Source organism: Caballeronia sp. SBC1, from assembly GCF_011493005.1.
Lineage (GTDB): Bacteria > Pseudomonadota > Gammaproteobacteria > Burkholderiales > Burkholderiaceae > Caballeronia.
Map to the genome: position 1 here is coordinate 268771 of NZ_CP049158.1, position 13993 is coordinate 282763.

A 13993-nucleotide genomic window follows, 5' to 3' on the forward strand; every position below is an offset into this window, starting at 1 on the left:
GTCAAAACGGGGCGGTGATGCATGAGGAAAGAAGACGATCCCTGCCTCGAGCGGCCACTCGACCACGTCTCGGCGTTGTGCCAGCCGGCTTCAAAGGTACCCGAATTACCCTGTTCATGATCCCGCTTGAGGAAACGTCCCAAGCGGGTTTTTGCTTTAGCGCCATGAACGGCTGACGTCCGCATTCTCTCAACACAGCACCAGCAGAGTTCCCAAGCGATGAGCCTCAAAGACCAGATCACCGACGACATGAAAGCCGCGATGCGCGCCCGCGAAACCGAACGCCTCGGCACTATCCGGCTGCTGCTCGCGGCAATCAAGCAGCGCGAAGTCGACGAGCGTGTGACGCTGGACGACGCAGCCATCACGGCCGTCATCGATAAAATGATCAAGCAGCGCAAGGACTCAATCAGCCAGTTCCAGACGGCGGGACGCGACGATCTGGTGGCGAAGGAACAAGCCGAACTAGGCGTTTTGGCGGCTTACATGCCCGAGCAGATGTCGGATGAAGCCATCAACGCCGAAATTCAGGCGGCTGTGGCGGCAACTGGCGCGGCCGGTCCGCAGGACATGGGCAAGGTAATGGGCGTGCTGAAACCAAAGCTGGCGGGCCGTGCAGATATGACCGCAGTGTCGGGCCTGGTCAAAGCAGCGCTCGCCAAATAAGCTTGCTTACTTGCCGAAGACATTGTTGAAGAAATTGCTGAAGAAAACGTGACCCGAAAGTCTGATCCAGAAAACTCAATTTAGTGATTCCGCATTCGTTTCTTCAGGACTTGCTGAACCGCGTCGATATCGTCGACGTGGTGGGTAAGTTCGTGCAGTTGAAGAAGGGCGGCGCGAACTTCATGGGCTTGTGCCCCTTCCATAACGAGAAGAGCCCGTCGTTCACGGTCAGCCCAACCAAGCAGTTCTATCACTGCTTCGGCTGCGGCGCGCACGGCACGGCAATCAGCTTTCTCATGGAGCACACCGGGCTCACGTTCCCCGAAGCAGTCAAGGACCTCGCCCAGTCGGCCGGCCTGACCGTGCCGCAGGAACCGTCCATGCGTGGCGGAGGCGGCGGCTCGGGCGGCGAAGGTTACGCTCCCGCGCCGAGCAAAGCCGTCAGCGTTGCGTTGACCGAAGTCATGCAGACTGCCTGCGAGTTCTATCGCAAGCAGTTGCGCGGGGCGCCCAACGCTATCGAATATTTGAAAAAGCGTGGCCTGACGGGAGAAATCGCGTTGCGCTTCGGACTCGGCTACGCGCCCGACGGCTGGCAGAGCCTCGAAGCCGCGTTCCCCGATTACAAGAACGACAATCTGGTGGAAGCAGGTCTGGTGATCGTCAGCGAGAAAAGCGACAACCAGGGCCAGTCTCGCCGATACGACCGCTTTCGCGAACGCGTCATGTTCCCCATCCGCAATGTGAAGGGCAATGTGATCGGCTTTGGCGGCCGCGTGCTCGACGGCGGAGAGCCGAAGTACCTGAATTCGCCTGAAACACCGCTGTTCAGCAAAGGCAGCGAGTTATACGGCCTTTTTGAGGCGCGGCTGGCTATTCGCGAACTCGGGTACGCGCTGGTCGTCGAAGGGTATATGGACGTTGTTGCGTTGGCGCAATTGGGTTTTGCGAACGCCGTTGCCACGCTTGGCACGGCTTGCACGCCGGTCCACGTACAGAAGCTGTTTCGTCAGACTGATACCGTTGTGTTCAGTTTCGATGGCGATTCGGCCGGCCGCCGCGCCGCGCGCCGTGCACTGGACGCCTGTTTGCCGCATGCCGCCGACAACCGCACGATCCGCTTCCTGTTCCTGCCGAAGGAACACGACCCGGACAGCTACGTGCGTGAATTCGGCACTGACGGTTTCGGTGAGCAGGTCGATCGCGCGATGCCCCTGTCGCAGTTCCTGCTGAACGAAGTCCTGAACGACAAGGAACTTGACCAGCCGGAAGGCCGCGCGAAGGCGCTCTTCGACGCGAAGCCTTTGCTTCAGGCGTTGCCGGCGAACGCGCTGCGCGTGCAGATCCTGCATATGCTGGCCGATCGGCTGAATACACCGTTCGGCGAAATCGCGGCATTGTGTGACATCGACTCGCGAGCGGCGGCTGTCGCCCGGGCTGCGCTGCCCAAGAGCGAGCGGCGTCGCGTAAAGGGCCATGAACAGCGCGCGCTGCGCAACCTGGTGATGTACCCGGCGATCTACGGCACGCTCGATCACGAAAGCGAGCAGACGCTGATCACCATGACCGAACACGGCGAGTTGTTTAGCGAGGTAATCGGCCACGCGCGCGAGTTGGGGGAAACGGCGGAGTTCCAGATGCTGTCGGATCTCTTGCGCAACGCGGCAAATGCCCCGACTTACGAGGATATCTTCCAGGAAATTCTCGCCTATGATGAAAATGTACGGGATCTGTTGATGCGCGATCCGGCCGACGAAGGCGCCAACGAACGCGTACAGGAGCAGAAAAAGCTGCTCGCGGAAGAGTTGCATGCAACGGTTGTCAAGCTGAGACACGACAGCTATAGGAATCGGCTGGATCAACTGGCGCAGCAATCGAGCTTGACTGCGGAAGAAATTGCCGAATTTTCGGATTTATCGGCTAAAGCTGCTCAAATTAAGGCCTTGCGCGGGGTGAGTCGGGACATTTAAGACCTGCATGCTACAATTAAAGGTTTTCAGCAAGTTGTTTTTTTGACTTTTGTGCTCATTTGCGGAAGAGGTGAGGCACGCATGGTTAAGACTGCTGGCGGGAAGAAAACGACGGTACGCGGCTCGAGCGAGTCGAAACGGGCAGTGGCCCATAGCCGGTCAGTTCCTTCCCCCGGAGTGTCGAAAACCAGGGCGATCGCCATTCCCTCTCCGCCATCGGGTGCAAGCAAAAAAAACTCGCTTGCGTCGGCAGTGAGTGTGGGGTCGGTCAGAACGGCGAATGTCGTGAGGCCGGCGGGCAAGAAGACGCCGGGTCAGTCGAAGGATCAGGTTGGCCTGGTGGCGGGCGAAACTGGCAGGAGTGGCAAGGCCGAAAATTCGGCCGGCAAGCAAGCGAGTGCAACGGAAGCGGCTGCCAATGCGGGCCGGAAACGCAACACGAAGCAGGGGTCGAAGCTGGCTCGCGTGCGCGTCGTGAAGCGGGGACCGGCGCAGGACTCGGGGCGACGAATTGCCAAGGGTACGCAGGACAAGGCAGCGCGCGCATATTCTGTATCCACGGTTCCATCGGCTGTCGTCCAGCAGCCGCGAGTCGAGACTAATGCCGGTACGGCGAACTCCATGACGAAAAAGCTGAACGAAGTACCCGTCGATGACGACGCAACGCAAAACGCGCAAAACGTGCAGGCCGACCCGGCCACGGCCTCTGCTGCGGATGCTGTAGCCGCACCTCCGGCCAAGGTCGAAAAGGTCAAGGCGCGCGACCGGCGTGCGAAGGAAAAAGCGCTGTTGAAGGACGCGTTCGCCTCGAGCGCGCCCGGTACGGTTGAAGAGCTCGAGGAGCGGCGTGCGAAGCTGCGCGCGCTGATCAAGCTCGGCAAGGAACGCGGCTTCCTGACTTACGCTGAAATCAACGACCACCTGCCCGATAACTTCACGGAAACGGAAGCTATTGAAGGGATCATCAGCACGTTCAACGACATGGGCGTGGCGGTCTACGAGCAAGCGCCAGACGCTGAAACGCTGCTGCTCAATGACAACGCCCCGGCGGCTTCATCGGACGATGAAGTTGAAGAGGAAGCTGAAGTCGCGCTTTCTACCGTCGACTCCGAATTCGGCCGGACGACCGATCCGGTCCGCATGTACATGCGTGAAATGGGCACCGTCGAACTGCTGACGCGCGAAGGCGAAATCGAGATCGCGAAGCGGATTGAAGACGGCCTCAAGCACATGGTCATGGCCATTTCTGCTTGCCCGACGACTATCGCTGACATTCTGGCCATGGCCGAGCGCGTGCAGAACGAAGAAACGCGCGTGGATGAACTGGTTGATGGCCTGATCGATCCGAACGCTGCTGACGCCGATGGTTTCTCCGAGCAGGAAGCGGAAGCCATTGAAAGCGAAGAGGAAGAAGAGGAAGAGGCGAGCGAGGACGAGGAAGAAGTCGACGAAACCACCGCTCAGGCCAATGCCAACGCCGCGCAGCTGGAAGCGCTCAAGCGTGCATCGCTCGAGAAGTTCTCGCTGATCAGCGAGTGGTTCGAGAAGATGCGTCGCGCGTACGAGAAGGAAGGCTATAAGTCGAAGGCTTATTTGAAGGCGCAAGAAGCCATTCAGAGCGAGCTGATGACCATTCGCTTCACCGCGCGGACCGTTGAGCGTTTGTGCGACACGTTGCGCGCGCAAGTGGACGAAGTGCGTCAGGTGGAACGTCAGATCCTGCATACCGTAGTCGATAAATGCGGCATGCCGCGTGCAGAATTCATCGCCCGGTTCCCGGGTAGCGAGACGGATCTAGAGTGGGCGGAGAAGGTTGTTGCCGAGAATCATGGCTATAGCGTGATCCTGGAGCGAAACGTTCCGGCGATTCGCGAACAGCAGCAACGTTTGCTCGACTTGCAAGCGCGTGTTGTGTTGCCGTTGAAGGACCTGAAGGAAACCAACCGCCAGATGGCGGCCGGTGAACTGAAGGCGCGTCAGGCGAAGCGCGAAATGACGGAAGCGAATTTGCGTCTCGTGATTTCGATTGCCAAGAAGTACACGAACCGCGGCCTGCAATTCCTGGATCTGATCCAGGAAGGCAACATCGGTTTGATGAAGGCGGTGGACAAGTTCGAATATCGCCGTGGTTATAAGTTCTCGACGTACGCCACGTGGTGGATTCGTCAGGCCATCACGCGTTCGATCGCCGACCAGGCGCGCACCATCCGGATTCCGGTTCACATGATCGAAACGATCAACAAGATGAACCGTATTTCGCGGCAGATCCTGCAGGAAACCGGGCTTGAGCCGGATCCGGCAACGCTCGCCGAAAAGATGGAAATGCCGGAAGACAAGATCCGCAAGATCATGAAGATTGCGAAAGAGCCGATCTCCATGGAAACGCCGATCGGGGACGACGACGATTCGCATCTTGGCGACTTTATCGAAGATACGAACACGGTGGCGCCGGCCGACGCCGCGCTGCATGCCAGCATGCGCGACGTGGTGAAGGACGTGCTCGATTCCCTGACGCCGCGCGAGGCGAAGGTGTTGCGGATGCGTTTCGGTATTGAGATGAGCACGGACCACACGCTCGAGGAAGTGGGCAAGCAGTTCGACGTGACGCGTGAGCGGATTCGCCAGATCGAGGCGAAGGCGCTGCGCAAGCTTCGTCATCCGAGCCGCTCGGACAAGCTGAAGTCGTTCCTGGAAGGGAATTGATGTTGGGTTGGTGAGGATCCAAGCGCGGCGGGCCAAATGGTCCGCCGCGCTTGTTTTATGGACCGTTTCAAGGCAAACTCGCAGACCTTCGTGAGTGCAGTCGGATAGAATCGATGCTGAATTCGATACGCGACGGAAGCGTCGCTTGACGTCTTCCCTTAGCTCGTTGACTCGCGGCAGGGTGTTTTCCTGCAAAAGGGCCGGAAGCTTAATTGGTATAAGCTGTCGACTCATAATCGACCGATAGTGGGTTCGAATCCCACCCGGCCCACCACATTACTGTTTCAAGATGTCAGAAGAAGCCCGATGATCTCCCCGAAGCCCGCGCCCAGCGGGCTTTTTGCTGTCTGGGATGGCCAGGGACGTCCGCACGTCGGGCCTTCGTGGCATCAACATCAGAGAGGCGAGTTTCGGGCGTTCCAGTGCTTCCCTGGGGTGAGATCCCTTCGATCTCTCGAGCGGCGGGCGTATCGGCTACGCAGGTCGTTCCGGCGTGACGTAGGTGCTCGTCATTCCGGTTGGCGTCGCCTCGCGCATGGAGCATGCGAAAACGGCCGGCGGGGTGATCGGCGGCGCGTCCTTGACTTCCGAAATCCGAAGTCCTAGCTTGAATGGTGGCGTCGTGTGCGGCCAATTCGATGTTGTTCGCTTTTCGAGCGGGACCTAGGTCGGCTTGCCAATACGAATGAGGGATACACATCGAACCGGCCGGGCGAGCCATGTCAATAGTCGTGGCGGCGGTTTGTTGAGGCTTGCGACGTCTGACAGACCGACATCAGCTGTCGCCAATCAGGTTTCCGATTCAACCCAGCTTGGCGAGCGCGGCGACATCGAAAAATGAATGCATGTCGACCACGCAACCAAATCCACAACACCATAACGACGCCATCAGAACCACCTTTGCGGATCACAGGTAGGCCGCGATCAATGATCAGCGAGAGCGCACGGTCCAACATGACCGTTGGAGTGAAAGTGTGATCAGTACGTGGGCCGCGCAGAAGGTTGATGTCACCCGCGCCAAGGACTGCTCGAACAGGGCGTGCAACAAAGACAATTGTGAAGAGACCGGCAGAGAAGGCGTGACAGACACGAAAGTTTTTCCCTAATCCCGTCGGAGGAAATCATGGCGCGGGCACAGAAAATCATGGTCGTTCGTCACGGCGAAAAGCCGCAGGCCGTGTCGCCGCCGTACGGCGTCACCGCCGACGGCGAACAGGATGCCGATTCGTTACTCGTTGCCGGATGGACTCGTGCCGGCGCCTTGGCAGACCTTTTTGCGCCAAGTCGTGGTCCGTTGCAGAGCCCCGACCTTGCACAACCGCAATACCTGTTTGCAGCGACAGACGAAGAGGGAACCAAAAGCAAGCGTCCCGTCGAGACGTTGAGTGTCCTCGCGCAAAAGTTGATGCTCACGACCAATACAACTTACACGGTTGGACAGGAGACTCAACTGGCGACGGCCGCCATGGCGTGTGACGGTGCGGTGCTCGTGGGCTGGGAGCACAAGCACATCCCGCTGATCGCCAACGCCATACTCGGTAACACGACCGCTCCGCAAAGCTGGCCGGGCGACCGTTTCGATATGGTCTGGGTGTTCGATCTCGAGGCCGGGAGTAGCAACTACAGCTTTAGCCAGGTGCCACAGTTACTGCTCGCGGGCGACCAGCCGGATCCGATCTGAACAGCCGCACAATCAGGATTCCGTAATGAATACTGCTGCCTTCACGTCGACTCAGCACATTGTCGTGCTAATGCTTGAGAACCGTTCGTTCGATCACATGTTGGGCTTTCTCTACGCGGATCAGGGGAACAGGTCGCCCAATGGCCAGCCATTTGAAGGTCTCACAGGAGAGGAGGCCAACAGTGATAGTCAGGGCAACCCGGTAGCTGTGTTCAAGATCGCTCCCACGGACCAGAACGCGTATTTCATGCCCGGCGCCGATCCAGGCGAGGGTTATGCTGCCACCAACGTGCAACTGTTCGGGACCGCGACGGTCGCGCCTGGACAGCAACCGGGCAATGGCGGCTTCGTGCAGGACTTTGCACAAACTCTTGAGTGGGAAGCCAACAACGATTGGTCGATCCTGCCAGGCACGGTCGCTGGAAACATTATGGGCGTGTTCACACCGGCGATGCTCCCGGTGCTGTCAGGGCTGGCACAGGGCTACGCCGTCTGTGACCACTGGTACGCGTCGGTGCCGACCGAGACGATGCCGAATCGCGCGTTCGCCTGCGCCGCGACGAGCCAGGGTCATATGGACGATGTGGCCAAGACGTTCACCTGCCCGAGCATTTTTGGCCGGCTATCGGATGCTAATCTGAACTGGGTCATCTACGGATACGACACTCCGCCGATGACGCGTCAAAATTTTCCCGACGTGACCGAGGCGTCTGATTCGCACTTCGGCCTGTTCAGCGATTTTCAGGCAGCAGCGAGGGCAGGTTCGTTGCCGGCCTTCAGTTTTCTGGAGCCGAGCTGGAGTCCCACGGGCAATAGTCAGCATCCCAACTACGACGTGGCCCTTGGCGAGCAATTGATTTACGACGTCTACCAGGCGGTCTCCACCGGGCCGAAGTGGAATCAAACGCTGCTGATCATTACCTATGACGAACACGGCGGCGGCTATGACCATGTCGCGCCACCTGCAGGCGCGGTCGCGCCGGACAACCTTGCGGGCGAGTTCGGCTTCGACTTCACGCGCTTCGGTGTACGTGTGCCGACGGTGCTGGTATCGCCGTGGATTGAGAAGGGCACCGTATTCCAGGTGGCAGAGACCGGGACGCCACTCGATCACACCAGCATCCTGAAGACCGTCGAAGTGCTCTGGAGCTTGCCACCGCTCACTGCCCGAGATGCAGCCGCTCCGGACGTCAGCGCAGCTTTCACGTGCAGGCAGCCGCGCACTGACAATCCGCTTACCGGGGTGACGGTTCCCAAGTCGGGTACCTCATTCCCAGGCGGGAACGCGCCTTCGCACCTGCAGATGATTCATGCCGAACTGGTGTCGCGACTGCCAGTCGCCGACAGCCAGGGGCACATGCACAGTCAACTGCCGGAGCTCAAAACGAGCGATGACTACGACGACTACATCCGCACGCGAACGGCTGCCTGGCAGGCGCAACGTCAGCGTGAAAATGTACCTGTCGAGAAACCGTAACTTGCTTCTGGACTGACGAATGCCACTGCCAACAGCGATGGATCGTTTCCGTGTCTGAGTCCTTGCTGAGTCAGTACATCAACTCGTATCCAGCCGCGATACGGCGCGCAAACGGTAAGCGCGCCGTTGGCGAGACCGGATCGATCAGCAATTTTTCCCACGCGTGCGCCCATTCGACGAAGGGCGCGAAAAGAGCGCGGTTTTGTTCGTGTAATTTATAAAGCATAGTTATCCAGACGAATTACGGAGAAATCGTACTCGATCAGATCCTGTGTGATCACGCCGCCAGTGACACGTGCTCCCGCTTGGCGACTGCGCTACGCCGGTAAAGTATCAGGGTGCCAATCAGGCCGCACACGGCGGCGAAGCTCATCCACAAACCCGGTGCGCCTTTGTTGTTAGTTACCTGGATCAGGAAGGTCAAAATGACGGGAGTGAAGCCCCCGAAGATCGCAGTGGCCAGGCTGTACGCCAGCGAGAACCCGGAAGTCCGAACGTCGACCGGCATCACCTCGGTGAGCGCCACGACCATGGCCCCGTTATAGCTGCCGTAGAGGAACGAAAGCCACAACTCGGCAATCAGCATCTTCTGGAAAGTCGGGCCGTTCACCAGCCAGACCATGACCGGATACGCGGTCAGGATGGTCAGCAGCGTGAAACCGATCAGCAGCGGCTTGCGTCCGACGCGGTCGGACAGGGCGCCCATTATCGGCAACCAGAACAGGTTCGACACGCCAATGCAGAACGTGACAATCAGGCTGTCCTCCGCCGAGAGTTTCAGCACACTGCGCCCGAAGGTCGGCGTATAGATGGTGATCAGGTAGAACGACACCGTGGTCATCACGACCAGCATCATTCCGGCCAGTACGATTCCCCAGTTGCGCATCATCGAGCGAAAAATTTCGCTCGCGTTCGGCCTGTGCTTGCGAGCGGTGAACTCCTCGGTTTCCTGCAGCGAACGGCGGATCACGAAGAGAAACGGCACGATCATGCAACCGATGAAGAACGGAATTCGCCAGCCCCATGCGGCAATCGCTGCCTGTCCCATGGTGGCGCTCAAGGTATAGCCAATCACGGCGGCCACGATGATCGCAGCCTGCTGGCTAGCCGACTGCCAGCTCACATAGAAGCCCTTGTGACCCGGCGTCGCCATTTCAGCGAGATAGACCGATACACCGCCCAATTCCACGCCGGCCGAGAAACCTTGCAGCAAGCGGCCGATCAGCACCAGCAGCGGCGCGAACAGGCCAATGGTCAGGTACCCGGGCACAAAGGCCACCAGCACAGTGCCCATCGCCATGATGGCGAGTGTCGTGATCAGCCCCTGCCGCCGGCCCACCTTGTCGATATAGGCGCCCAGAACAATCGCGCCGACAGGCCGCATGATGAAGCCCGCGCCGAACGTGCCGAACGTCAGCATCAGCGATGCAAATTCGCTGTCGGCCGGGAAATAGGTCTTGGCAATATAGGTTGCATAAAAGCCAAACAGGAAGAAATCGAACATCTCCAGGAAATTGCCGCTGGTCACCCGGACAACCATTCCAAATTTGGATTGTGTTGCGTTAGCGTTCGACATTTTCGCCGTCTCCAGAATCTGAATCTTGTGTTGGGCCGGCATGACCCGCCGCAGGCCATGGCGATCCCGGGCTTACGGTCACACGGTGTCAAGCAACAAACTGGCACTGCGATGCCGGCGTACGGGTGTCCATGTTGCGGCCGCGGTTCATGTGGTCGTCGACTTCGGCTATGCCACCCGGCATGACGATGCAACCAGAGAATCAAGTCATTGATTTAATTATAGGAGTGACAGGAAATCCGCGGGGCGCAAACGAAATGCCAGAATAGTCGCGAGCCCGTCGTATGGGTTGCCGTGCACGCGCATCGGGGTAATCGCTGATCTTGTCGGATCTGATCAGCAGTTGGGCTGCGTTCCCGTCAGGCGAGCACTTCTTTGGAGAGATCATGCAGCATCGAGCTTCGACCAAACGGCATGGCAGATCCTGTGCGGCAGCGTCGCCTTGCAGATGCCTTGCGTATGGATCTATCGGGCTGAACGATGCCGTGACGCATCATCCCGAGGTGCCTCTCGGAGGTTGGGAGGAAAGCGACATCAGCACGGAGGGGATTGAGATCCCCTCCGCAAGCGCGTATCTACAGACCCCAAATAATGTCTGTGTCCTGCTTTTGAGCTTCACGAAGCATATCCAAAAAAGGATACGCGCGCTGTGCGAGTCCGGCGCTGCGCTCGTGTACACCCGTTGGTGTTCCGTAGTGCATCTCATCGTGTGCATCCGACATTCGCTGATCTTCCGCGATGGCGTCTTCCATCCGGCCAATGGCATCTGGCAGCTCATTGCGCGCGATAACCCCACGCGAACCAAGGCGTTTGCCAACGATACCAAGAAGGTAATTTGCGAGATCGGCAAGCATCAAAACATCGGGTGATGCTCGCGATTTGAATGTGACTAACATGGCAGGCCACCTCCTGTTAGATGAAACCATGGGTGTGATTTAACGCGACGTCAGTTTCCATACGAGTTCGTATCGGGCACGCGTGGGTCTTCGACCGAGTCGGACGAGAAACTATTGCCTCATCAATATTATATCGCGACGTGATATAGAGTGAATTGGCTGAGCGATATTGATCAGGCAGGAAAGCGACATTGCACACCGCACAGCGAAAGAATAGTCGACGAAAAACCCGGTTCCTACGCGGGAAATAGTCCGGTCGACAGATAACGGTCACCGCGATCGCAGACAACGAAGACGATGGTTGCATCTTCAACCTGACGAGCGATGCGTAAAGCCACTTCGCACGCACCCGCTGCTGAAACGCCGCAAAAAATGCCTTCTTCGGCGGCCAGGCGCTGCACCATCGCTTCTGACGCCGCCTGACTCACGGTCTCGATCCGATCTATGCGGCTTCGCTCGAAAATCTTGGGCGTATGAGATTCCGGCCATCTGCGGATGCCCGGAATGCGTGAACCATCCTCCGGCTGCACTCCGACGATTTCCACGCTCCCGCTCTGTTCCTTGAGAAAGCGCGATACCCCCATGATCGTGCCGGTGGTCCCCATCGCGGAGACGAAATGGGTGATGCGTCCCGCCGTGTCCCGCCAGATCTCGGGTCCGGTGGTCTCATAGTGAGCCAACGGATTGTCGGGATTCGCGAACTGGTCGAGGATCACCCCCTGGCCCTCCTGTTGCATTTTTTCGGCCAGATCGCGGGCGTACTCCATGCCGCCGGTTGCCGGCGTCAGAATGATGTGCGCGCCGAAGGCCGCCATGCTCTGGCGGCGTTCCAGAGAAATATCTTCCGGCGTGATCAGGACCATCCGGTAGCCCCGAATTGCCGCCACCATGGCGAGCGCGATACCCGTATTGCCGCTCGTGGATTCGATCAACGTATCGCCCGGCTTGATACGGCCGCGCGCTTCCGCTTTTGTGATCATCGACAGTGCGGGACGGTCCTTCACTGAGCCCGCGGGGTTGTGTCCCTCAAGCTTGCCGAGAATCACGGTCCCGCGCGCGCGGATGTCGTCATCCGGGATCCGCTGGAGCTGGACCAGCGGCGTGTTGCCGATGGTGTCTTCGATAGTTTTGTAAGACATGGCGTTTTTCAATTAGGTCGACGCGATGAGCCGCCAAGTGTCGGGCTGCCCGGCCTCAGGACAGGCTTATGGACGCTCCCGGGTTGTGTCGTCTTTGTGCCTGCGCACGGGTGCAAACCGTTTCCTCAGGTGGTGCAGGGGAGTGCGTCGGAACATCTCGCGCCGCTCCTCTTCCTCGAAGAAGGCGAGCGACGGCTTCACCAGGTCGCTACGGCTTATCAAGCCCACCAGACGACGCGACTGCGGGTCCGACACCACTGGCAAGCGCTCGAGGCCATGCACTGCCAGCCGGTTGGACACAATCCGGCAGGTTTCCCCGGGCAACGCCATGATCGGTGTGTTTGCGCCGAACAGGTCACTCATGACCTTGATGGCTGGATTGCCGGATCGCGCGATCAATCCGTCACGCTCGATCATTCCTACCAGCGCGCCGTCTCGTGTCACCGGAAACGCACGATGGATTTGCTTTTCACCAAAGTATTTCGCCAGCACGTCAGCAACCGGCACATCCGCATCGATGGTCTCGACCTTGTGCGTCATCACCTCTTCGACGAAATGGCGTTCAAGAGGATCAATGCCGTACTCCCGATAGATGTGATAACCGCGACGCGCGATCTTCTCGGTCAGGATGGAGCGCCGCATCAGCAGCACCGTGAATCCGTATGCAACGGCAGAAGCCATGAGCAAAGGCAACAGTACGTTGGCGTCATGAGTGAGTTCGAACGCGAACACGGTTGCCATGATCGGTGCGCGCATCATTCCGCCGAGCGTCGCCGCCATGAATACCAGTGGCCATACTGCTGGCTCGCCACCAGGCATGAACGGTCCGACGATTGTTCCCATGGCCGCACCCATCATCAGCAGCGGAGCGAGTACGCCGCCGGATGTGCCAGAGCCGAGGGCGATGACCCAGATGATCGCCTTCACAAGTATCAACCCGGCCACGACACTGATGGCAAGATGGTTATGCAGTAAATCGCCGATGACGTCATAGCCTACGCCGAGCGCGCGTGGCTCGAAATATCCGCCGATGCCGACAGCAATGCCGCCAAGCGCCGGCCACCACATCCAGTGAATCGGCAATTTGCCGAAGAGGTCCTCGACCTTGTATAGCGCCGATGACAGGCCCCAGGACATCGCGCCGGCCATCAGACCCGCGACCACGCATGAAACGAGGCCGAGCGGACCCAGCGGAATGGTTTGCAACGGGAAGAGGGCGCCGCTGCCGATCAGAAGCGGGCGCGTGAAACCGGCCACCGCGCACGCGACGGCAACGGGCAGCAGGCTACGCGGGCGCAATTCAAACAGCAGCAGTTCGACCGCGAGCAGGACGGCCGCTACAGGCGTACCGAAAACCGCTGTCATCCCGGCTACGGCGCCGGCGACGAGCAGCGTCTTGCGTTCACCAGCAGTCAGGTGGAAATACTGAGCGAGCAGCGACCCTATTGCGCCGCCCGTCATGATGATTGGCCCTTCCGCACCGAACGGGCCGCCGCTGCCGATAGCGATCGCGGAAGAAAGAGGCTTGAGCACGGCGACCTTCGGCGACATCTTGCTCTTGCCGAACAGGATGGCTTCGATCGCTTCCGGAATGCCGTGTCCACGGATGGCTTCGCTGCCATAGCGTGCGATCAGTCCGATCACCAGACCGCCGATCACGGGAATCACGATGATCCAGAGACCGAGGCTATTTCCTGCAGGCGAGTGATTCTCGAACGACAGGGACTGGAAGAAAAAAAGGTTGGTGAAAAAATTGATCAGGTGGAGCAGGACATAGGCGGTCAACGTGCTCAACGCGCCGATCACTATCGCAATGGCTGTGATGCGCAACAGATGACCATTCGCTGCAAAATCACCTCGTGAAGCGTTTTCGTGCACATTAACT

10 protein-coding genes and 1 tRNA gene are annotated in these 13993 nt (G+C 58.9%); 6 read left to right on the plus strand and 5 right to left on the minus strand.

Annotated elements, in window-relative coordinates:
• Positions 1 to 219 precede the first annotated feature (219 nt).
• From SBC1_RS28065 to SBC1_RS28090, 6 genes are all read left to right on the plus strand, one after another.
• On the plus strand, positions 220 to 666 hold the full coding sequence (locus SBC1_RS28065) for a GatB/YqeY domain-containing protein (protein WP_165102413.1): 447 nt from the start codon (positions 220 to 222) through the stop codon (positions 664 to 666).
• Positions 667 to 749: 83 nt separating this feature from the next.
• On the plus strand, positions 750 to 2636 hold the full coding sequence (dnaG, locus tag SBC1_RS28070) for a DNA primase (protein ID WP_165102416.1): 1887 nt from the start codon (positions 750 to 752) through the stop codon (positions 2634 to 2636).
• An 81-nt stretch (positions 2637 to 2717) separates the two neighbouring features.
• Entirely contained in the window at positions 2718 to 5339 is a 2622-nt protein-coding gene (gene rpoD / locus SBC1_RS28075) for an RNA polymerase sigma factor RpoD (RefSeq protein WP_241202351.1), read from the plus strand.
• A 197-nt stretch (positions 5340 to 5536) separates the two neighbouring features.
• Positions 5537 to 5613, plus strand: a tRNA-Ile gene (locus SBC1_RS28080).
• Positions 5614 to 6462: 849 nt separating this feature from the next.
• A complete protein-coding gene (locus SBC1_RS28085; RefSeq protein ID WP_165102419.1) occupies positions 6463 to 7020 on the plus strand; it encodes a hypothetical protein in 558 nt (185 codons plus the stop codon).
• Between the two features lie 25 nt (positions 7021 to 7045).
• A complete protein-coding gene (locus SBC1_RS28090) occupies positions 7046 to 8497 on the plus strand; it encodes an alkaline phosphatase family protein (protein ID WP_165102422.1) in 1452 nt (483 codons plus the stop codon).
• Between the two features lie 70 nt (positions 8498 to 8567).
• On the opposite strand, the gene SBC1_RS28095 is transcribed toward SBC1_RS28090, so the two are convergent.
• The 5 genes from SBC1_RS28095 to SBC1_RS28115 all read right to left on the minus strand — a co-directional run bounded on the left by SBC1_RS28095 (position 8568) and on the right by SBC1_RS28115 (position 13986).
• Positions 8568 to 8723, minus strand: coding sequence for a hypothetical protein (locus tag SBC1_RS28095; protein ID WP_165102425.1), 156 nt, complete (start codon positions 8721 to 8723; stop codon positions 8568 to 8570).
• 51 nt (positions 8724 to 8774) lie between these two features.
• Positions 8775 to 10073, minus strand: a complete 1299-nt coding sequence (locus SBC1_RS28100) for an MFS transporter (protein ID WP_165102428.1) — start codon at positions 10071 to 10073, stop codon at positions 8775 to 8777.
• 575 nt (positions 10074 to 10648) lie between these two features.
• A complete protein-coding gene (locus SBC1_RS28105) occupies positions 10649 to 10969 on the minus strand; it encodes a DUF1840 domain-containing protein (protein ID WP_165102431.1) in 321 nt (106 codons plus the stop codon).
• 236 nt (positions 10970 to 11205) lie between these two features.
• Positions 11206 to 12108 carry a cysteine synthase CysM gene (gene cysM / locus SBC1_RS28110; RefSeq protein WP_165102434.1) on the minus strand — a complete coding sequence of 301 codons (903 nt, stop codon included), beginning with the start codon at positions 12106 to 12108 and terminating at the stop codon, positions 11206 to 11208.
• Positions 12109 to 12174: 66 nt separating this feature from the next.
• On the minus strand, positions 12175 to 13986 hold the full coding sequence (locus SBC1_RS28115) for a chloride channel protein (RefSeq protein ID WP_165102439.1): 1812 nt from the start codon (positions 13984 to 13986) through the stop codon (positions 12175 to 12177).
• Positions 13987 to 13993 lie beyond the last annotated feature (7 nt).

Excerpts from the sequence above, each read along its gene's own strand:
- rpoD (WP_241202351.1), top strand. The coding sequence starts at position 2,718 with ATGGTTAAGACTGCTGGCGGGAAGAAAACGACGGTACGCGGCTCGAGC.
- SBC1_RS28065 (WP_165102413.1), top strand. The coding sequence starts at position 220 with ATGAGCCTCAAAGACCAGATCACCGACGACATGAAAGCCGCGATGCGC.
- SBC1_RS28090 (WP_165102422.1), top strand. The coding sequence starts at position 7,046 with ATGAATACTGCTGCCTTCACGTCGACTCAGCACATTGTCGTGCTAATG.
- SBC1_RS28095 (WP_165102425.1), bottom strand. The coding sequence starts at position 8,723 with ATGCTTTATAAATTACACGAACAAAACCGCGCTCTTTTCGCGCCCTTC.
- SBC1_RS28105 (WP_165102431.1), bottom strand. The coding sequence starts at position 10,969 with ATGTTAGTCACATTCAAATCGCGAGCATCACCCGATGTTTTGATGCTT.
- SBC1_RS28085 (WP_165102419.1), top strand. The coding sequence starts at position 6,463 with ATGGCGCGGGCACAGAAAATCATGGTCGTTCGTCACGGCGAAAAGCCG.
- SBC1_RS28100 (WP_165102428.1), bottom strand. The coding sequence starts at position 10,073 with ATGTCGAACGCTAACGCAACACAATCCAAATTTGGAATGGTTGTCCGG.
- cysM (WP_165102434.1), bottom strand. The coding sequence starts at position 12,108 with ATGTCTTACAAAACTATCGAAGACACCATCGGCAACACGCCGCTGGTC.